The sequence below is a fragment of the Nostoc sp. 'Lobaria pulmonaria (5183) cyanobiont' genome (assembly GCF_002949795.1).
GTDB lineage: Bacteria > Cyanobacteriota > Cyanobacteriia > Cyanobacteriales > Nostocaceae > Nostoc.
The window spans coordinates 3262615-3283701 of record NZ_CP026692.1 but is presented as its reverse complement, the minus strand read 5'-3'; the positions used below and the strand labels follow the sequence as shown (position 1 = coordinate 3283701).

The 21087-nt window shown below is 41.6% G+C and carries 18 protein-coding genes; 5 read left to right on the top strand and 13 right to left on the bottom strand.

Annotation, left to right across the window (positions count from 1 at the left end; genetic code table 11):
• Positions 1 to 27: 27 nt before the first annotated feature.
• Together NLP_RS14310 and NLP_RS36080 are read right to left on the bottom strand one after the other, a co-directional pair.
• Entirely contained in the window at positions 28 to 297 is a 270-nt protein-coding gene (locus NLP_RS14310) for an SDR family NAD(P)-dependent oxidoreductase (RefSeq protein ID WP_234017322.1), read from the bottom strand.
• A 102-nt stretch (positions 298 to 399) separates the two neighbouring features.
• Positions 400 to 651: an NmrA family NAD(P)-binding protein gene (locus tag NLP_RS36080; protein ID WP_442946653.1), complete on the bottom strand. Its 252-nt coding sequence runs from the start codon at positions 649 to 651 to the stop codon at positions 400 to 402.
• Here NLP_RS36080 and NLP_RS14300 point away from each other — a divergent pair.
• Positions 583 to 1410, top strand: coding sequence for a substrate binding domain-containing protein (locus NLP_RS14300; RefSeq protein WP_199784824.1), 828 nt, complete (start codon positions 583 to 585; stop codon positions 1408 to 1410). The two genes, NLP_RS36080 and NLP_RS14300, sit on opposite strands and share 69 nt — an antisense overlap.
• Positions 1411 to 1623: 213 nt before the next feature.
• On the opposite strand, the gene NLP_RS14295 is transcribed toward NLP_RS14300, so the two are convergent.
• Both NLP_RS14295 and NLP_RS14290 read right to left on the bottom strand, forming a co-directional pair.
• Positions 1624 to 2199, bottom strand: coding sequence for a single-stranded DNA-binding protein (locus tag NLP_RS14295; protein ID WP_104906967.1), 576 nt, complete (start codon positions 2197 to 2199; stop codon positions 1624 to 1626).
• A 296-nt stretch (positions 2200 to 2495) separates the two neighbouring features.
• Complete coding sequence (locus NLP_RS14290) at positions 2496 to 3752, bottom strand: FAD-dependent oxidoreductase (protein ID WP_104906966.1); 1257 nt, start codon at positions 3750 to 3752, stop codon at positions 2496 to 2498.
• Positions 3753 to 3929: 177 nt separating this feature from the next.
• Here NLP_RS14290 and NLP_RS14285 point away from each other — a divergent pair, with 177 nt between their 5' ends.
• Positions 3930 to 5270, top strand: a complete 1341-nt coding sequence (locus NLP_RS14285) for an ABC transporter ATP-binding protein (RefSeq protein ID WP_104906965.1) — start codon at positions 3930 to 3932, stop codon at positions 5268 to 5270.
• A gap of 169 nt (positions 5271 to 5439) precedes the next feature.
• On the opposite strand, the gene NLP_RS14280 is transcribed toward NLP_RS14285, so the two are convergent.
• The 3 genes from NLP_RS14280 to NLP_RS14270 all read right to left on the bottom strand — a co-directional run bounded on the left by NLP_RS14280 (position 5440) and on the right by NLP_RS14270 (position 6636).
• Positions 5440 to 5811, bottom strand: coding sequence for a DUF5615 family PIN-like protein (locus NLP_RS14280; protein WP_104906964.1), 372 nt, complete (start codon positions 5809 to 5811; stop codon positions 5440 to 5442).
• Positions 5808 to 6038 carry a DUF433 domain-containing protein gene (locus NLP_RS14275; RefSeq protein WP_104906963.1) on the bottom strand — a complete coding sequence of 77 codons (231 nt, stop codon included), beginning with the start codon at positions 6036 to 6038 and terminating at the stop codon, positions 5808 to 5810. Before NLP_RS14275 ends, NLP_RS14280 begins: the two co-directional genes overlap by 4 nt.
• 178 nt (positions 6039 to 6216) lie before the next feature.
• The gene (locus tag NLP_RS14270) at positions 6217 to 6636 is read right to left on the bottom strand and encodes a hypothetical protein (protein ID WP_104906962.1); all 420 of its coding nucleotides are present in this window, start codon (positions 6634 to 6636) and stop codon (positions 6217 to 6219) included.
• Between the two features lie 320 nt (positions 6637 to 6956).
• Between NLP_RS14270 and NLP_RS14265 the strand changes: the two genes are divergently transcribed.
• A complete protein-coding gene (locus tag NLP_RS14265) occupies positions 6957 to 9587 on the top strand; it encodes an AAA-like domain-containing protein (protein WP_325034742.1) in 2631 nt (876 codons plus the stop codon).
• A 240-nt stretch (positions 9588 to 9827) separates the two neighbouring features.
• Here the strand turns inward: NLP_RS14265 and NLP_RS14260 are convergent, their stop codons facing one another.
• A complete protein-coding gene (locus NLP_RS14260) occupies positions 9828 to 10598 on the bottom strand; it encodes a transposase (RefSeq protein ID WP_104906960.1) in 771 nt (256 codons plus the stop codon).
• Positions 10599 to 10638: 40 nt separating this feature from the next.
• On the opposite strand from NLP_RS14260, the gene NLP_RS14255 reads away from it, so the two are divergent.
• Complete coding sequence (locus tag NLP_RS14255; RefSeq protein ID WP_104906959.1) at positions 10639 to 12510, top strand: AAA-like domain-containing protein; 1872 nt, start codon at positions 10639 to 10641, stop codon at positions 12508 to 12510.
• Between the two features lie 157 nt (positions 12511 to 12667).
• Here NLP_RS14255 and NLP_RS14250 read toward each other — a convergent pair whose 3' ends face one another.
• Positions 12668 to 13420: an alpha/beta hydrolase gene (locus tag NLP_RS14250; RefSeq protein ID WP_104906958.1), complete on the bottom strand. Its 753-nt coding sequence runs from the start codon at positions 13418 to 13420 to the stop codon at positions 12668 to 12670.
• A gap of 67 nt (positions 13421 to 13487) precedes the next feature.
• Positions 13488 to 14000: a flavodoxin FldA gene (gene fldA / locus NLP_RS14245; RefSeq protein WP_104906957.1), complete on the bottom strand. Its 513-nt coding sequence runs from the start codon at positions 13998 to 14000 to the stop codon at positions 13488 to 13490.
• A 342-nt stretch (positions 14001 to 14342) separates the two neighbouring features.
• On the opposite strand from fldA, the gene NLP_RS14240 reads away from it, so the two are divergent.
• Entirely contained in the window at positions 14343 to 14645 is a 303-nt protein-coding gene (locus NLP_RS14240) for a hypothetical protein (RefSeq protein WP_104906956.1), read from the top strand.
• Positions 14646 to 14836: 191 nt separating this feature from the next.
• Here the strand turns inward: NLP_RS14240 and NLP_RS14235 are convergent, their stop codons facing one another.
• The 3 genes from NLP_RS14235 to NLP_RS14225 all read right to left on the bottom strand — a co-directional run bounded on the left by NLP_RS14235 (position 14837) and on the right by NLP_RS14225 (position 20878).
• On the bottom strand, positions 14837 to 17365 hold the full coding sequence (locus NLP_RS14235) for a mannose-1-phosphate guanyltransferase (protein WP_104906955.1): 2529 nt from the start codon (positions 17363 to 17365) through the stop codon (positions 14837 to 14839).
• 297 nt (positions 17366 to 17662) lie between these two features.
• The gene (locus tag NLP_RS14230; RefSeq protein WP_234017321.1) at positions 17663 to 19531 is read right to left on the bottom strand and encodes a glycosyltransferase family 39 protein; all 1869 of its coding nucleotides are present in this window, start codon (positions 19529 to 19531) and stop codon (positions 17663 to 17665) included.
• A 102-nt stretch (positions 19532 to 19633) separates the two neighbouring features.
• Positions 19634 to 20878 carry a glycosyltransferase gene (locus tag NLP_RS14225; protein ID WP_104906954.1) on the bottom strand — a complete coding sequence of 415 codons (1245 nt, stop codon included), beginning with the start codon at positions 20876 to 20878 and terminating at the stop codon, positions 19634 to 19636.
• Positions 20879 to 21087 lie beyond the last annotated feature (209 nt).

Sequence of the window (21087 nt, the reverse complement as noted above, 5' to 3'; positions counted from 1 at the left end):
TCTGAGCGGAGCATCGTGATTCGTTAGTCAAGATAGTCTGGCGGGAACACTTCCTGACCATACTTTCTGGCAATTTCCTGCATTGTTAACCATAATATCGACTGCACCCCACGTCTGCTGTACCTGCTCTGAGAGATTCTTGCAGTTTGACTCACTGCTTACATCTGCCTCGATCGCCAGCAACGCATCTGGCGAGCCGAGATCAACTACCAATTGGTTAAGCGCTTCCGTTCTGTTATCGACTGCACAGACCTTCTGCTCCCTCCGACAGAAAGCGGCGCGTGATTGCGCTACCAATTCCTCCAGCAGCACCAGTAATAACTACGAATTTGTTCGAGAATCGCATCGTTTGCTCCTTTAAAGTGGTTAGCAAGTTCCGATCGGTTTGTGAGGCATCAATTACAAGTTCTTGTGAGATTTTGCCCAGTTGCGATCGCGCAAATAGGATTCAAAGTCGGTCGGTGCCGGAAAATCACGTTTCAACTGCGCTAGATCCGCCCCGTAGCCAACGTTCTCTAGCCAGCGAAACATGATGGTCACTTCCTCCCCAGCTTGCTGCTCAAACGCTTCAAAGGGAATTTGTTGGTATTCGACGTTTTTTCCGAAAACGCGGCTGAATGTGGCAGCGATTTCCGTCATGGTCATATCCACACTGGCGACTTCCTGTTCACGGATGGCAACCGATTTTATCAACGCTCTCAGCAAATTCTCAACGATTTGGAAGAAGCCGAACTCGAAGTCAAACAATCGCAATCCATGCCGATGGGAACATTGCGATTGGATCTGAGCTTTGTGTTTGGCAAAATGCATATCGCCCCGGCTCTACTGCAATTTGCCGCACAATATCCGAAGCTAAATTTGAATGTTTCTTTTAACGATCGCCTGATCGATCTGATTGAGGAAGGCGTTGATGCGACTGTGCGGATTGGAATTAGCAGCGATTGCAGTTTAATCATGCACCACCTGGCAACTGCACGCTACATAACTTGTGCCTCGCCGCAGTATCTTGCCCAGTATGGTACACCCATAATACCCACAGAACTATTGCAGCATCGCTGTGTCAACTTTATCTATCCACAGACTCGGCGAGAAGCTAACTGGAAGTTTGCACAAGACGGAAAATCGATTGACCTTGCCGTTGACAGTTATCTGCGATTCGATAATTCAGAAGTCATTTTAGAGGCGGTCATTCAAGGAGCTGGTGTGGTGCAATTGCCCAAATTTATTGCAGCGAACGCGATCGCACGGGGCGACCTCCAACCGATTCTCCAAGCCTACACGACCCAAGTCGGATTACCGATCTCCGTGTTGTATCCGCAAAAACGCTATCTCTCGGCTAAAGTTCGCGTTTTTGTTGAGTTTATGAAAGAATTGACGGCTGCTTTAAAGCGAGATGATGTTGTAGATTGAAAGGGCGTTATTGCACGAACAGGAAAATTGGTAAATTATACCTATTAACTCTTCCCTATCTACTCTTAGTTTGATTATGGGTAATAGTGCATAGTAATGATCAACTAAGAAAAAATAGCACATCCTAAAGGATGGCTATTTGTAAAAATTGTCTAATCGTAATACTTCCTGCTAAGTATGTAAGCAAATTAAATACACGCTCAACTACCAACTTTAGAAGGGAATATCATCTGGATCTGGTTCTTCTTCTTTCACTGCTGGATAAGTGGTTCGCTCATAATTTGTGGGTTGGGGTACGGGTTCGTAAGTTTTCGTTTGGGGAGCAACGCCAACAGGATTTGTCGCTGGAGTAGGCGCTGGACGTGGTGACTCGTAAGTGGGAACGTCTTTCTGTGGAGGAGGAGATGCTGAAGATGGTTGTCGGGGAGCAGTTTCAGTGAATGATGGAGTTACGGTTGCTGAGGGCAATGGATCGGTATTAAAACTACCTCCAACAGATTGAATTTGTTGCACTGTCAATTCAGCGCGTTTTTCTTTAAAACCTTCTTGACGATCAACAGTATTCATAGTTAAACGTCCTACCAGGATGACACGATCGCCTTGGTGGTAGTTTTGCTGAATTTCTGTCGCTAAATTCCCCCAGCCGACAACTTTCAGGGTGGCTGGCGGATCTTCTGGTTTCTGGGAATTGGGAAACTGCACCAGCATTTCCGTGACTCCCAGATTATCCGCTGTATAGCGGAGTTGTGGCTCATTGATAATTTCCACCATCAAAACGCAGCTGTTCATTAAAATTACTCCTGACTGCAAAAAGTACTGATTGAAAAAGAGGGGGTTTTTCTATGTAGTGTCAATTAATATCTAGATATGTTTAATTGTTTGCATTTTTTAATAATATTTGAAAAAATTTTCTACATCCACTCTGAGTTTTTAGTCCTTTCTAGCATAAAAGCCAAGCGATCGCTTTGAACAGCATTGAGTATACTGTTCGCCACCTTCGCTTGACTAAATTGAGCATTCAATTCTGCATAGAGTAGTATGATTGTACCACTTATTGATTAAATAGAAAAAATTCTTGGCAAAAATTAAGTCTTGACGTGAACTGGAAAAACACCCAACGCGATTAACCTGGCTGGAAGGTCGCGCAAGATGGGTAAGCGCAAAAACGCAGGTGGTACAAAGGTGCGATTTGAGGTGAGAACCGGGGCCAATACCCGCTTTTGGATAAAAGTTTGAAACGCCTGAATGATGCGTGTGGGCAACTCGCGTTGACGTTGTACTTTTGCTAGGTCGCTAAGTTGTACTTCTCGGTTCTTGAGCGGTTTGCTGAGTACATTCGCCGCGACTACAGCATCTTGAATCGCATAATTAATGCCAACTCCACCAACGGGGGACATTATATGAGCTGCATCACCGATGAGTAACAGTCCCTCACGATACCAGCGTTTGACACGGCTGGACTCGACTGAGAGAAAAGCTATTTGTGACCAATCATCTAAATTTTGGAGGCGTTGCTGGAATTCTGGCACTACTTCGCCAACAGATTTTTTTAATTCCTCCAAACCCGCAGCCCTTAGTTGTTGATAGCCTCCTTTAGGAATAACATAGGCAAGTTGCCACTCATCACCACGGTCAAGCATGGCGATTAGCTTACCTTGACCAAAGCGCCCCATTCCCCCTTCAGGGTCTTCTGGCTGACGCGGTAGGCGAAACCAGAGGACATCCATTGGCGGCGAAGTTTCGATGGATTCAAACTCACCCAGATGGCGTAAACGTGAGTGGCGACCGTCTGCACCCACTGTCAGTATTGCCCGAATTTCATGCCAACCACCGCCTCCTCGATAGCGGACACCTTGAATCACACCATTTTCGGTAATTAGTTCCTGTACATTTGCACCCATCACCAGATGGAAACTAGGATATTTTTGCGCTTCTTGGGTGATGAACTCCAGGAATTTCACCTGGGGAAGCATTGTAATGTAGGGATAATGGGTTTTCAGATGACTAAAATCTGCGAATGTGACAGTATCTTGAGGAGTTTGAATACTAATTTGGCGCATTTTGGTATGGGGAAGTCCTAGCAAGCGATCGCTAAGTCCCAATTCCTCCATAATTTCCATCACCGATGGATGAATCGTATCGCCACGAAAATCGCGATCCAAGTCTTTGTGTGCTTCCAGCAACATTACAGAAATGCCTTGACGCGCTAACAACAGCGCCAATACTGCTCCTGCTGGGCCTCCACCCACAATGCAACAATCTGTAGTTTGTACGTCTACAATGTCATGGACAGGGTTAACGCTTGGGTCTTGGGAAAGATTTTTAGGTACATCGGTAGTCATAACAACACCTCCTGACAGCCCTAAAATTTAGAATAGTTTGCTTTTTATGGTAAAAGCTGTTTTTTTAACTTTTCGTATTTAGATAGAACGTGTATTATTATGGGCGCTAAAGTGTGATTAGTCATTTGTCCCTTTTCCAAGCCAATGCCCAATATTCAATGACAATAATTAACAGTTGTGTCTCAAGTTATTTTAGAAAACGTTTATAAAAGTTTTTCCTCGCGTAAAGGGGAAAGTGTTGCCTCACAAACCGAACTCCCACTCAAGTCTGGAGATAAAACTGATGCAGCGCAAGGGCGTGCGGAAAGTGTCAATGTCTTGCGACGGATTAACCTGACGATCGCAGATGGCGAGTTTATGGTGCTGGTAGGCCCTTCTGGTTGTGGTAAAAGCACCTTGCTGCGGTTAATCGCCGGGTTAGAAGTGATGACTGGAGGCAATATTTGGGTAGGCGATCGCTTGATCAATGACCTACCACCCAAGGAACGCGACATTGCAATGGTGTTTCAAAATTACGCCCTCTATCCTCACATGACGGTGTATGACAACATCGCCTTTGGGTTACGCCGCCGTTTTGGGAGAGCAGGGGGAGCAGGGGGAGCAGGGGGAGCAGGGGAAGCAGGGGGAGAAATTACTCCCTCATCTCCATATCTTCGGACGTGGGCGGAAAATCTTTTTGTGGGGGCGACAAGAAAGTTACCTAAAGGATTACGCTACATTTCTGACAAAGAACGGGCGGTAAATGAGCAGGTGCGTAGTGTTGCTCAACTGTTGCAAATCGAAACATTGCTGAAACGCTTACCCAAACAGCTATCTGGGGGACAAAGACAACGGGTTGCATTGGGACGAGCGATCGCGCGTGACCCCCAAGTATTCTTAATGGATGAGCCGCTTTCTAACTTAGATGCCAAACTTCGGGCGGAAACCCGCGCCCAAATTGTGAAATTGCAGCGCCAACTGGGGACAACGACAATTTACGTTACCCATGACCAAACAGAAGCGATGACAATGGGCGATCGCATTGCAATTATGTCTGAGGGTAAAATTCAGCAAGTTGCTTCTCCCCTAGAACTTTACAACCGCCCTGCCAATCTTTTTGTCGCAGAGTTTATTGGTTCACCACCGATGAATTTTATTTCTGTAGAATTTCATGCCCCGCAGTTGATTACTCATTCCCAGTTTCGTTTCACCCTGCCCGAAGTCTGGGGAAAAGCTTTACAAAAATATGATGGGAAAACTCTAATTTTAGGTATTCGCCCAGAACACTTAAACTTGAGTATGCCTGCCACTAAAAATCTACCAGTGCAAGTAGATTTGGTAGAGAATCTCGGCAACGATTCCTTTCTCGCTGTTAAGATTGCCGAACCAGGATCTCAACCTGCCACTACAGCCAATTATCTACAAGTGCGAATACCACCAGATCGATTTGTACAAACTGGTGAGCAACTTTGGTTATCGCTAACTCTAGAGAAAATTCACTTTTTTGACCCAGAAACTGAGTTAGCGATATTTCCTTAAGAGGATATTTTAAAAGTTCTTTGGTCGGTAGCAAAACGTTTAAGCTCCCCCTAAATCCCCCGATAAATTGGGGGACTTTGATTCCGGTTCCCCCCTTTTGAAGGGGGGTTAGGGGGGATCTAGAAGTGCCTAAAATTACAGCCGACCACTTTTAAAACATCCTCTAAGACTATCCGCGCCTAATTGGTAAAATACGAACTCTGGATTGGGTTTGATCAACAGTAACCAATGCGCCTGTCTCTAGTAAGTCCTGAAACTGATTCAGGGCTGAAATGATTAGATTTTCGATACTGTTCGGCAAAACATCCTGGGTACTAACCTGAATAACACTGGGAGTATCGACACCTGTCGCAGCTAGTAGGGAGCCGAAGTCTAAATCGTGAGTAAAGATGATATATCCATTAGTTCTTGCCCACTCTATAATTATTGAATCTTTCTCACGGCGATCGCCAACAGTAGACCAGTGGACAGCAGCAATATTGTACTTCTCAAAAACCGCAACCCAATCAGGAGAAAGGTTCATATCAATCAAAATTTTCATGCACTTCTGAGAGGAACTTCAATCTCTTCAGCCCGCCATGCAGCGTAGGCAAGGGCCTCATAGATGTCGGCTTCTTCGAGATAGGGATATGCTTTGATAATGTCGCTATTACTGTGTCCAGATGCCATTAAGCCGACGATAGTACCAACAGTGACACGCATTCCTCGAATACAGGGTTTGCCGCCCATCACTTCAGGATTACGAGTAATTCTAGTGAGATTTTGCATAATTTTTGTAGAATGGGAGTAAGGTTATGGGATTGAGAAACCAAAAATGGCTGTGTCAATCTTTTTTATTATTGAACTTTTACCACCTTCCAGGCTAACTGATTGCTAATCTTCACTTAAGGATAATTGTAGCGACTGTTTTAAAAGTCAAGCGTAGGCGTAGCCCGCACTTGTGTACTTAATCGCGGTGCGACAAAGTTTGAAGTACTCCAACACGACTTTGAAGTACTCCAACACGACTTTGAAGTACCTCAACACGACTTTTAAGTACCTCAACAGGACTTTTAAGTACCTCAACAGGACTTTGAAGTACCTCAACACGACTTTTAAGTACCTCAACACGATGTTGAAGTACCTCAACACGACTTTTAAGTACCTCAACACGACTTTGAAGTACCTCAACACGACTTTGAAGTACCTCAACATGACTTTGAAGTACCTCAACACGACTTTGAGGTATCTGTTGCTTATATAGCAGTCCTAAATCATTCGTGAGAATTTGAGATCGTTTTAACCCCCCTGTAGTCCCCCCTTGGTAAGGTACCGTGTATACACACAAGTCTTCTAGAGTTACCCCACAGGCTTTTGATCCCCCCAACCCCCCTTTTTAAGGGGGGCAAAAACTTCTCAAAGTCCCCCTTTTTAAGGGGGATTTAGGGGGATCTAACGTCGTTTTGTATCTTGTACAAAGATGTGTGTACACCGTAGCTTGGTAAGGGGGGACGGCTCAGACATTGAGATCAAAAGTGCGATGCCTGCTCTGGGCTACGCGATCGCCTGATATTGTAGATTGGGTTATAGCTTGCTTCTCCTAATTGGTAAATCAAAATTTTCATGCACTTATGAAAGAAACTTCAGCCTTCAAGTAGTATATTGTGTCTTAATTGACATATCACCTGAGTATTAGCCATGTAGAGTATGACTATGAACTCGCCTGTTCCCCAAAATTATCAATATCAATTTGGTGGTAGTCTTCCTGCTAATGCACCTACCTACGTCACCCGCAAAGCTGATGCAGATTTGTATGACGCTGTGAAAGCTGGAGAGTTTTGTTTTGTCCTCAACTCTCGACAAATGGGTAAATCCAGTTTGCGTGTCCGCACAATGCAAAGGTTACAGCGTGAAGGAATTGCTTGTGTATCTATTGATTTAACTGCAATTGGGACATCTGGGCTAAAGTCTGAACAATGGTATTCTGGGATTATTGATACTATTGCTGGTTCTGAAAGTTTAAACTTAGGTGAGCAGTTTGATATAGATGAGTTATGGTCAGAAAATTCCCGCTTTTCTGATGTGCAGATTTTTGGTAAGTTTATTGACAAATTACTCAAATTAGTTTCTACACAGATTGTTATTTTTATAGATGAAATTGATAGTATTCTCAGTTTAAAATTTCCGGTTGATGATTTTTTTGCTTTAATTCGAGCTTTCTTTAATCAAAGAGTTGATAACCCTGAATATCAACGCATTACTTTTGTGCTTTTGGGAGTAGCTACCCCTTCTGAGTTAATTCAAGATAAAAAGCGTACTCCTTTTAATATTGGCAAAGGAATTGAGTTAACCGGATTTGAATTTGCAGAAGCTTTACCTTTAATCAACGGATACTCTGGACAAACTAGCAACCCAGAAGCCGTACTAAAAGCGATTTTAGAATGGACTGGAGGACAGCCATTTTTGACTCAGAAAGTCTGTGAATTTGTCCGTAAATCTGCAATTATAATTCCCCCAGGTGAAGAAGCTCCTTTTGTAGAGAATTTAGTCAAAGATAGAGTGATTCAGAATTGGGAATCTCAAGATGAACCGGAACACTTTAGAACGATTCGGGATAGAATTTTAAAAAGAGATGAACAGAAAGCAGCATACTTATTAGATTTATATCAACAAGTATGGCACTCAGGCGGAATTGATATTGATAGTAGTATTGAACAGAGTGATTTACAGTTAGCGGGAATCGTTGTTAACAAAAGGAATAAATTAAAGGTTTATAACCTGATTTATCAAACAATATTTGACAACTTATGGATTGAGAAAACTTTAGGCAGTTTGCGTCCTTATGCAGAGAATTATCGTCAGTGGATATTATCAGGAAAACAGGATGAGTCTCGGTTATTGCGGGGAAATGCTTTAGCAGAAGCGTCAACCTGGGCAAGGCATAAAAGTTTAGGTTTTCAAGATTTAGAATTTTTAGCAGCTAGTCGTAAACGAGAGCGAGAAGAGGAGCTAGCAGAAACAGAAATCCAGGCAGAATTAGAAAGAGAAAGGAAAGAAAAGGAAGCGGCAGAAAGGGCTAGACAAATTGAAGGTAAAGCTAAACAGAAAGCAGAAAGACAATTGGTAACTGCTAGAAAAAGAATGCGTTTTGGAGTAGTAGTCTTATTTATCACTTTAGTGATTACAGCTTTGTTAGGAATAGCTGCATTTATAGGGCTTCAAACCGCTAAGAGAAATACAAATGAACTCAACCAATCAATTGTTAAAATTAGAGAACTATCAACGGTGGCTTCTCAACTACAACAAAAAGGGAAAACAAACGAAGCAAATCAGTCTTTAAATATTGCAGGGTTGGTTTTGCAAGAAAGAATTAATAATCCCAAACTAAAAGAGGTTTTATTAGATAGTGCGCTAGTTTTAGGATATCAATACCAAGCAGATAAAAAAAATGAGGGAAATAAAACAGAGGATTTAAAAAATGCTGAGAATAATTTTAATAGAAGTATACGAGAATTATCAAAAGTAGAAAAGCAATTTGATAATAATTCAACCAATTTAGCTACTTTAGTTTATATTAACTATGCTAAAGGTAAATCAGAAGAAAATTCAAATCAAGCTAAGGCTTTAGTAGATTACAAGAAAGCATTTGACCATCTCAGCAGTCTAGAATCTAAGTTGAAATCTAATGTTGAATTATTTACTTTAGACCTAAATATTCTCTACAATGGCAATGCTGATATTGTGGCTTTGCTTTATCGCCAACTTAAAGAATTAGACGGCTCAAACCCAGTTTATAATCTATCTTTAAAGGAACATTTATTGAATGAATTAGACTATTTAATGAAGCAAGAAAGATGGAGAGAAGCAGATTTAAAAAATTGGCTATTTATTCTTTATTCAGCAGGAAAGGAAAAACAAGGCTACTTAGATTTAACTGATGTCGAAAACTTTAATTGTAAGGATTTAAAACAACTAGATACACTTTGGGTAAATAACTCTAAGGGGTATTTTGGTTATAGTGTCCAGAAAAAAATATATTTGGCTAGTGGAAATTCTCTCGATTTTGATTGGGAGAAGAGAGAATGGAAAAATTGGAACGAGAAAGGGTATAATGATTTTACAAAAAGTGTGGGATGGAGAGGAAAGGATGGGGAGTGGAGAAGATATGAGGAATTACCCATGAACCTGAAGGGTATAAAGGATGAAAGTGAAAAAAAGGAGAGAATATCTCGAAAGGGAGAACTCCCGGTTTATTGGGTTGGGAATGAACTTCTTGATGATTGGGGGAAGGTTTGGGATGAGAGGGAAAGACTCCTCTCTTCTTGCAGAGACTTGTAAATTGTAGCAGATAAGGCTTTCAGAGAATTGTAAATATTTATTCCTGGGAGATTTTCCACGCAAGAATAAGGCTTTTGGAGATTCGATACCTGGCACTAAACGGCACAAGGCAAAGAAACAAAACAAACAACACAAAGGAATTGAATTTAGAGTCGTTGATATTACCAAAAAGTAGCAAATTCCTCTAAAAAAGACATTTTTAGTGATAAATAGAGACACTGCTCCTATCTTCATCTCAAATCATTGACTGTGATTTCTAAAAATCATCCCTGCAACTTGGGGATTGTAACAATTAGCAAAAATAAATTTCTCAGCCACATTAACAATTTCTGGATTACTTGTCTCCCAAGTATCCCAAGGTAATCGCATCTGTCCAGGTGATGTTTTTTTACCTTTGTCTTTAATTACTTTCGGCAAAAATTGATTACCCCAAGAATAGTGTTTTTCTGTTTTCGCTTTTGGTTTGTACTTTTTACAAAAACCCCGATATTTAGCAGCACATTCATTCAAAGTTTTACCCAGAGCTAAAAAAGCCGGATGCCAAGTTGTTAAACCATCATCCCCAAGTCGGTCATAGACTCCATAATTACTAAAATCATAGAAAAAGCCTTCTTGCATTCCCGCAGCTTTTGGGTTGGCGTGAATATAACGCAGCGTATTCAATGCCCGTTGATGGTCACTTTGCTCAAATCCTGTGCTGTGATAACGTTTTTCCCAAAAATGTCCTGTACGGTTCAACATTCGGTTAAAACACATTGCCGTGTACCAATTTATCCAGTGCATAATTTTAGGTAAATCGTTTGGTTGTGCCGGCTCAACTAGGTAGTGGACATGGTTAGACATAATACATAGGGCATAAAGCTTAAATTGGAACTTAGCCAAAGCCTTTTTGAGAGCATAGACAAACACCTGACGGCATTCGTGACGCGTTAATTTAAACTCGCGGTTATTGCACCTAGTAGTGACGTGATAGCTGTATCCTAGTTTTAAGTCGCGCTGTGTTCGTGGCATAAGAAGAATTTGTCATCCTCTAATTCTCCCCATAATATCTATGCCCTTTAACATTTTTTCTAAACCCCCAAAACCTGAACCCGCAGAGATGACTGGTTTAATCAAAATATCAGGATGTGACAACCCAAAGCGGTGCGGGGATGTGATTTTTGTTCACGGTTTAGGTGGTCATGCACGAGGAACTTGGCATCCAGAAGAACTACGCAACGATGATAATTTCTGGTTAACGTGGCTTGCACAAGAAAGACCAGATTTAGGTATTTGGTCTTTTGGCTACAAAGCTGAACCCTTTGAGTGGAGAGGGTCAACAATGCCACTCTTTGATAGAGCTAGTAATTTACAAGAATATTTAGAGGTTTATGATATTGGAAAATACCCAATAATTTTTATTGCTCATAGTATGGGTGGATTATTAGTTAAAGAAATGCTGCGTAATGCTCAGACTTTTCAAAAGAAAGCAGTTATTCAACAAACAAAAGGCATTGTATTTCTATCCACTCCTCACACTGGTTCTCATCTCGCTAACTTAGTCGATAAAATTGGTATTTTGGCACGAACCTCTGTTAGTGTTAATGAATTGAAATCACATATTCCCCAACTGCGTCAACTTAACGAGTGGTATCGGCAAAATGTTGATTCCTTGGAAATTACTACAAAAGTTTATTATGAAACGAAACCCACTCAAGGTTTTTTAGTTGTAGACCCAGATAGCGCTAACCCAGGCATCAAAGATGTCCAACCTACCGCTACAGATGACGACCATCTTTCTATCACCAAGCCAAAATCAACAGAGAATTTAGTCTACAAGGGAGTTAGTCAGTTTATTAAGCAACAATTGCTACTTAATCTAGGCATTGTTGAACAACCAACATCAAAAGTCAAACAGAACAACTCCTCAGTAATTTTTGAAAATACTGATGGTCAAGTTCCTCTTAACTCCCCCTTTTATATCGAGCGTCCAGAGGTGGAAATTAAATGTTATGAATCCATCCTGCAACCAGGGGCGTTAATCCGCATCAAAGCGCCGCAAAAGATGGGTAAAAGTTCTTTAATAAGCCGCATTCTTGACTATAGTAAACAAAAAGGTTATCGCCCAGTTTCTCTTAATTTATGGAGTAAAGAAAATCTTACCGATCTCAATAATTTTTTACAGGCATTCTGTGCAACTCTGAGTTATGAATTAGGGCTAGAAGATAAAATAGATCAGTGTTGGAAAAGACGCTTAAGCAGTCAAGTTAACTGCACTAATTATTTAAAAGACTATTTATTAAAAAATATTGATACTCCCTTACTATTAGGCTTAGATGATATTGACAAAATTTTTCCTTATCCCGAAATTGCTCAAGAATTTTTTGCACTACTCCGAGCTTGGCATGAAAACGGTAAAAACGAAGAAATCTGGCAAAAATTGCGTTTAGTAATTGCTCATTCTCAAGAAGTATATGTTTCCTTAAATGTCAACCAATCCCCCTTTAATGTGGGTTTATCTGTTGAAATAGGAGAATTCAACGCCACACAAATAAAAGAATTAGTCCAACGACATAAATTAAATTGGTCGGATACACAAATCGGACAATTAAGGGGAATGCTTGATGGTCATCCTTATTTATTAAGGACTGCTCTTTATCAAATTGCCACAGGTAATTTAACTTTAGAACAATTTCTGAAAATTGCGCCCACTGATGAGGGATTATTTAGAGGCTTTTTACATCCCTATCTTTCACTGTTGGAAGAAGATATATTGTTAAAAACAGCGCTCCAAAAAGTTATCAAGAGTGATATTCCTGTTCATTTAGATTATGCACAAAGTTTTAAATTACGCAGTCTGGGCTTAATTGAATTTAAAGAAAATAAAGTTCAATGCCTTTGTAATTTATATCGCCTTTATTTTCGAGAACGCCTATCTGAATGATTACATCCAGCTTGAGAGGATGAAACATCAATAATTAGCGGTAAAATGATTAGCGATCGCTGCACCAACACCAAAGGCGAACGTACCTCATTACATCCCAAATTTCACAAATGCGTAGCCGTAAGGCTTGTCGTCAGACATCGCACTCTCAAAGTTACTAATTTGTAGAAGTGCTAAAAGATAGTGCAGATGCTTCCAGTAGATGCGGATGGTGGCATTGCCAAAAACTCAAAATCTGTTCGCCAACCTGTTGAGGATAGAAGTAGTGAAAAAAATGATACCCTTGTGGGCATTCCCAGAGTTTATCTTCTGGCTTCAACCAATTTAACCAGTCATGCAATGCAGGCGGATTGACTACAGGATCGCTCTTGCTACCACATACCATCATTGGCATAGAAACTCCACCCTTAGGTAAATAAACCAACTTAAATAAAGAGTGGGACGATGGAGATTGTTCTAAATCTTTATCTAAAGCAGCTACTAACTTTTTAGTGGTATGAGGTGGTTGATTTCCAAATAGACTGCGAACGCTGCTTGCCAAAACTAGCTCACGGCTGATGCTAAAAAGTTGTCGTTGAAAGTAATAGTGAGCGTGCCAATTGTTTGCAGGTTGAGCTGCTACAGCCAGCAGGGTGAGCGATCGCACTTTTTGAGGAAATCGACGCGCAAAGGTTAAAGCGATCGCACCACCTATACCATGTCCTGCTAAATGCACGGGGCGATCGCGCGATTTTAAAAAGTCATACACCAAATCCACAGCTTGATCTATGCAACTGGCTTCATCTTTGGTTTGCTGGTATTCCCACTGGGCAACATTTATATAACTAGATAAATGTTCAAGTAATGGTTTATCAAAACGCTGTAAAACAGGACTGGCACTTAACCATAAAACATCAAATGAATCAGACATAAATACCTATAACTTCCAAATTATCAATTTCAATAAAGGCGCACAGCTAGCCGTGCGCCCCAAATCTCTACAAACCAAATTCTGTCTTCAACTGAGTAACCCAAGTTTTAATTCGCTCATCTGTTAGCTCAGATTGACTACCTTCATCAAGTGCCAAACCAACAAACTTGCCATTTTTCAAAGCTCTAGAATTCTCAAAGTCATACCCATCTGTTGGCCAGTAACCAACAGTTTTACCGCCTCGTTGGGAAATTTTTTCTTCCAAAATTCCAATTGCATCCTGGAAGTTATCGCTATAGCCATATTGGTCTCCATCACCAAAATAGGCAACCAGCTTACCACTAAAATTTATTTCATCCAGATCGGAGAAAAAGCCTTCCCAATCGCTCTGAAGTTGACCAATATCCCAAGTGGGAGAGCCAATAATTAGTAAGTCATACTCATCAAAAGTTGTAGTATCCGCTTCATAAATGGGATGTAATGTTACAGCATCACCACCAAACTCATCCCGAATTTTTTCAGCATCAGATTCAGTGTTGCCAGTTTGAGTACCGTAGAACAGACCGATTTTTTTCGACATATTTTCACCTGATATATAGTTTTGCGATCGCCAAGATACCTATTTGCCTTGCTTATTGAAATATATTGCTAGCTTAATGACTATCTATATCAATAAACTTGAAAATATCCTATCAGACTTATTGACAGTTTTTATTATTTAATTTAAGTAAATATTTGTAAAGTATTTCAGTAAACAAACCGAAAAGTCTAGGGGCGGTTCATTCAACCCCAATAAGGATGGGCTATCAGCCAACTTTTTGTAAGTCGCTTACGATAGCCTCACACAATATTCCGAAGAATTACTAGTTACAAAAAATACATCGGAAGCGGAAGCTAGAGAAAGTAAATTTTTTGTGCATTTATGAAATTAATCCAAATACTAAAACTAGCCGTAATTCCTGTTTTGACTGTATTGAACTTTGTGTCTACATCAAATACAGCACTAGCTGACTATTTAAATAGTCAGGGTTCAGGAGGTAATTACCGTTATGAATTATGGTCTACTGATGATAATAATTATTACTATTTGAAAGTTTGGCTATATGAAGCAAGTCCAGAAAGTAGCCCATACTCGACAACTAGAGCATTCCCCTCTACTAGGGAAGCTTTAATTTATTTTGATTGCAATTACGCTGAGAAAAATTTAGCGGAATGTTCTCAATGATAATTTGGAACCCCCTCAACATAATTCGTAATTGCTATAGCGCTTCTCGTTTGTGTGAGGTACACCTGTAGGGGCACGGCAGTGCCGTGCCCCTACACCCCACGATATAATGTTGTACCGCATCTGAATGGGAACCGCTATAATTCGTAATTCGTAATTAAAGAATTCAATTACGAATTACGAATTACAAATTAAACTTCGGCTGGTTGATATTCTTGTTGTCTTTCCACAAACGACTGGACACGGGTGCGGTAGTTTCTCATAGTTTCATCTACCCATTCGCGATCGTTGCTATTTGCATACAAATGCACCAGTGGTTCGCTGGCATCTGGTAAAACTAACAGCCAACTGTCATCGTAGGGTTGACAGATTTTTACTCCATCAATTAATTCTAGATTTTGCGCTGGGTGAGTTTCCACCAAGTAACGCATCAAAGCACCCTTGGCTGTCCACGGGCAACGGACTGTATAAGTCTTGTGAATTACACGAGGCAATTCTGACCGTGCAGCAGCAAGCGATCGCTCTTGTATAGTCAACATCTCAATTATCTTCGCAATGCAGAACATGGCATCAAATCCCGGATGCAGTTGCGGGAAAATAAAACCAGTCTCTCCACTACCTCCTAAGACCACATTCGGGTTTTTCTGGCAAGCTTCCATTAAAGCTGTAGGGTTGGCTTTAGTGCGAATCACTCTGCCATCATGCCGACGGGCAACTTGTTCGATAGCGCTGGAAGCATGAACTGGTACAACTACTGTTCCTCTGGGGTTAGCGGTTAATATCATGTCTACCATCAGTGCTGTTAACATTTCCCCACGAATTGGGTAGCCTGATTCATCAACTAAAATTAGCTGTTCTCCATTAGCGGATACTTGCACCCCAAAGTTAGCTTTTAATGCCTCCACTACATGACCTAACTGAGTCAGCAATCCTTCGCGATCGGTGATTGACATCGCTGTTTTATTGACACTGGCATTCAATACCACTGCATCAGCGCCAAATTTATCCAACATTTGGGGTAAAACTGCCCCCGACACTGCATAAACATAATCAATCACCACTTTTGCGCGGCTGTTGCGGAGTGTATGAACATGCAACAGTTTCTCAAAAGCAGTACAGTAGCGGTCATTCACTTGGCTAGGGTAAGACACATCGCCAATTTCATGAATTAGCGCCCGCCGCATATCCTCCTTAAAATAAGCCCCTTCAATTTTCTTTTCCAGGGCTTTGGAGATATTAATGCCCTTGGCATCCATAAATTCAATCAGAATGTAGTCAGGGCGATCAGGGTGTACCCGGACGTGGATACCACCAGCTACCGACATTGTGGGTATAACCGTGCGGGCGATGGGGATAGCTGTGGCATCGAGGTTTTGAATGTCAACAGCTACTGACATTAAACCAGCAATCAGCGATCGCGTCACCATCCGAGAGACATTACGCTGGTCACGCGAAACCGTTACTTTAGAACCAGGTTTCAAAGTAGAACCGTAAGCCGCTCCCAATTTCACAGCGAATTCTGGGGTGATGTCGATATTCGCTAATCCTTGGACACCACGTTGCCCAAATAAATTTCGTTGGGCGGTGTTTCCCCAAATCAAGTTAATGTTTAAAACTGCTCCTGACTCAATCTTTTTACTGGGCCAAACACGTACACCAGGGCTAATTTGAGCTTCTTCTCCCACCGTGGAAAGCGAACCCACAACAGCAGCTTCTAATACATGGGCGCGGCGGTCTACACGAGTGCCACGGGAAATTACACAGGCAGAAAGATGTGCTTCCTCGCCAATAAATGCCCCATTCCACACTATGGGACGTTTGAGATTAGCATCAGCGCCAATAGTGACATTATCCCCAATTACGGTTCCTGCCTCAATTTGTACTCTTGCGCCAATGCGACAATTGTCACCAATCACTACTGGGGTTTCAATCACAGCCGTATGATCGATGTAAGTATTTTGGCCTACCCATAACTCATGAGAAACTTCTTTATAGGCAAAATCTAGTTGCACTTTCCGATCTAACGCGTCATACTGAGCCTCACGATAGGCATCTAAGTGACCAACATCACACCAGTAACCTTGAGCAATGTAACCATACATTGGCTCATCTTTTGTTAGTAGTAAGGGGAATAAGTCTTTGGAAAAGTCAGATTCAATGTTTGCTGGCAGATATTCCAAAACTTCTGGTTCAAGAATGTAAGTACCAGTATTGACGGTATCAGAAAAAATTTCACTACTAGAGGGTTTTTCTAAAAATCGCCGAATCCGTGTCTCCTCATCGGTAATCACCACTCCAAATTCAATCGGATTGGGAACCCTGGTTAAAATCAAAGTAGCTTTTGACTTCTTTTGTTTGTGGAATGCGATCGCTGCTGTCAGGTCAAAATCTGTTATGCTATCACCGCTAATAACTAAAAAAGTTTCATCAAGAAGTTCAGCAATGTTTTTCACACAGCCAGCTGTACCCAAAGGCTGATCTTCTTCGACAGCATAGGTCATCTGGACGCCAAAATCGCTGCCATCTTGAAAATAGTCTCGCAAGACATCAGGTAAATAATGCAATGTCGCAATAACTTCTGTAATTTGATGTCGTTTGAGGAGATTGATAATATGTTCGGCAATTGGTCGATTTAGAATCGGCACCATCGGTTTCGGCAGATCGCAAGTTAACGGGCGAAGCCGCGTTCCCGAACCCCCTGCCATCAATACTGCACGCATAAACCCTCCTTATAACTAGTTACAGCTTTCGCTACTTGAAAACGTGTTAGATATATTTTGTTCTTCTTTCTCTAGTCTCCTATGGATATCGATATTTGAGGAACTTCCACAAGATGCATTACCGCAAGGCGGAAGTCAAAAGTTAAAAGTCAAAAGTCAAAAGTTTTGTGCAAGGCTTTTGCAGGGCGTTGGGAAGAGGACTTGGGGACAAGGAGAAGGGAAAGACTTGTTGCAAGTTCTAACTTTTGTCCCCTTGTCCCCTTGCTTCCCCTGCTCCTCTGCTCCCCACTCCCCAGCTTATTGACAGTGATAAAGTTCATATTCGTAGCCGTCTACGGTTGGCAAAGATTGAGTATCAGACATAACACATGTGTTCGCGCTTTCTGCTACGGGTGCGTGAAAGTTTACCAGCCACAGATCAAAAGGTCGTGGTAGTTTTTTTAAAGTATTTTCCAAAGCAATGGTGGAAGCATTCGGATCTCGATCTTGATGAGCAAGGAGAAACAGAGGATTTTGAAGTGAATTTGCAAGTTTAATCTCCCTCGCAACTCCCATAATTTCTCCAGTGTGTACATAAGTTTTGTGGGTGGTGGCAATCAGTACTGGTGTTGGGGATGTTTGTTGAATTAGTTGCACAAACAGGTCAGGACGATAATATTTTTGATAGCCGAGATTGCAAATTACTGTAACTGCACTGAAAAATCCGATTAACCAAATTAATATTACGGCTTTTTTCCCGTTTATTCCCCATTTACCTATGCTTGTTATCCCATTTTTCCCTGGCTCTGTTTCCATCCATTCTTTGGGAGGATGCCAACAAACTGCCAGACTTGCTCCTAGTAAAACAACGATCGCCGGAAAGTAAACAAAGTTATATCTAGCACCCCTGGTGAGGTCAATACCCAAAAAGTACGTAAATATAAAGAATAAAGCGATCGCACTGATAACTACTCCAGCAAACACCTGAATCATCATCCGGTTTTCGGGGTGCTGTAGTTGAATCTTTATCCCACGCAGCAAAATTGGTACTGCCCAAATAAAGAAAGTCAACATCACTACTCCAGAAGGAATCACAACCAAAGCTTGAGAAGATTCAACTGGTAATAGGGAAATCATTGCAATCAATGTTCCTAAAGCTTGAAAAATTGGGCTTAACCAATCTAGTCCAACGCGCGAACCTCGAATCCACTCTGTCAAACTATCACGATTTTTATTCTCTAACAAGGTTGGTATCCAAATTAAACCCGCTACACAAGTACCTATAGCAACGGCATAGATGCGCCGCCAGGGAGGAGAGAAGAGGAGAGAAAATTTGCTGCTAGTTTGCAATTGAAGCCAAGCAAGAAAAATCAAAACTACGACTTCTGTACAGAGAGTCAGGGTGAAAAAATAATGAGTAGCAATACCTAAAGCATTAATTTCTATCCAGAAAAGTGCTACCCATATAGATAAAGGTGTGCGGTTTTGAATATGACGTGTGGCAATTACTAAGCAGGTGAGGGAACCAATTACCCATAAGATTGCCAAAGTGTAATGACGCGCTTCTTGTGCTAAAAATACACCATAAGGTGATACTGCCATCATGGCAGCAGTTAAGTGTCCCACTAATCGCGAACGAAATGCTACCCTACCTAATACGTAAACACACGGGATGGAGGCAGCACCGAATATAGCTGGTAGCGATCGCGCAGCAAACAGCGATACTAATCCTCCATCGCTGGGAAATAATTTCATCCACAGGTAAGCCAGCACAAAATACAGTGGTGGATGACTATCTTGTGTAGCTAAGTTGTGAATGACATCACCAATAGTAGCGGCTGGGTTTAGTTGCAGTGGTTGTAATAGAATATCAAGTGCGATCGCTCGATCTAGGGGTACTGATAAAAAAGTATTCCCCAAGCTAAACACCAAGGTGGCAAACTCATCAGTCCAAGGAGGCTTTGCAGTCAAGTTAACTAGGCGCAAGCTGATGCCGACAATCAACCAGATTAAGATCGGCAAGAGATGAACCCAGAAAGGAGGAAGGCGAGTCTGCCAATTATGCCAATGCTTGCGTAGTGAGCTGGAGTTTTTATCTGTTAGAGGCAGGAAATGGATAGCGTAGACGGGTAGCAACGAGATAATTTGTTTGTAAAAATAAAATGCACCTTGGAAAAGAACTCTCATTGCCGCGCCTCACACGAATGGATTTGTAGATTTGACGTTTTAGATTTCAGTTCGTTCTAAAGTCTAAGAACAAAAATCAAAATCTCAAATCCCTCGTTGTGATTATTTCACATCAGTGACGCGCCAGCTAAGTTTCAAATTAATCCAGAAATTCCAGACGGTAGCAACTGCGATCGCAATAAAGTTGGCAATATAACGGTTAGGAATAAGAAAATTGAATATCAAATATAATACCAGTAAATTCAATCCCAGTCCAACAAGACAAATGGTGTTGAATTTGACAAACCGCTTCAGGCGTTGCTTCCATCCTTGCTGTCTAGCGCTGACATCAGCAAATGTCCAAGCATCATTCCAGAAAAAATTATTTAAAATTGCAATCTCACCAGCAATAATTTTGCTGGGCATCAGTGGCCAAGCCAAAGTAGTTGGATCGCTAAGTAAGTAAAGTATTGCCATATCTACAAATACGCCACTAAAGCCAACCAACCCAAACCGGAGGAATCGACCAACTGGGAAATTGACTTTTCTACGCAATCGTCCTAATTTCCCTGTGGAAAGCCGCAATCGTACCAAGTGGTGGATGTAATCTATATATTGCTTCCATGTCACCTTACTCTCACCCTGTTTGCGTTCACAAAATACATACCCAACCTCGGCAACTTGGTCTACTTTTCCCCGGCCAATTACTTCTAGGAGAATTTTATATCCGACTGGATTGAGTGTTGCACCTGCGATCGCACTCCGACGCACCATAAAATAACCACTCATCGGGTCAGAAACTCTGCCCAATACCCCCGGTAAGATTACCAAGCCTAACAACTGAGCGCCACGAGACAAAAAACGCCTAACAACACTCCAGCTACTAACACCGCCTCCTTCTACATGACGGCTAGCTACTGCCAAATCTGCTCCTTGCTCAATACTACGCAACAGTTGTATTAGTACCTCTGGTGGATGCTGTAAATCTCCATCAATCACCCCCAACACAATGCCTGTGGCTGCTTGCCACCCACGAATCACCGCTGAAGACAGCCCCCGTTCCTGTTGGCGTCGCATCACCCGCAATTGGGGGTATTCTGTCGTCAAAGATTGTGCTATCTCCCAGGTTCGGTCTGGGCTATCATCATCTACCACTATTAGTTCATACTTTCCTGCAATAGATTCATCCAGTAATTGACTCAATACGTTGACTACATTCTTGATGTTTTCACGCTCTTTATAAGTAGGAATTACTAGAGAAAGATGAATAGATTCATCACCTGTACCCACGGGGTTGGGAGGCAACTCTGAAATCTTTAACGGGCCAGTTGATACTGTTAACAGCGAGTTGGATGAGTTTGTTTTCATATTCCAAATTGCAAAACGGGGGTGTGTAAAGTCTGTGGAAAATAGAGGCAAACATCTGCTGACTTTATTGACTGAACCTAATTACTCAAAACTTGAGGAATACTTTTGTTACAGTTAGATGCCCTGAAAGTTTAGTAATTCCCGCACTTCGATTCACAGTAGGATTGACAGTATTTTCCCAAATCTCATCTAAATTTTACATTTTACCC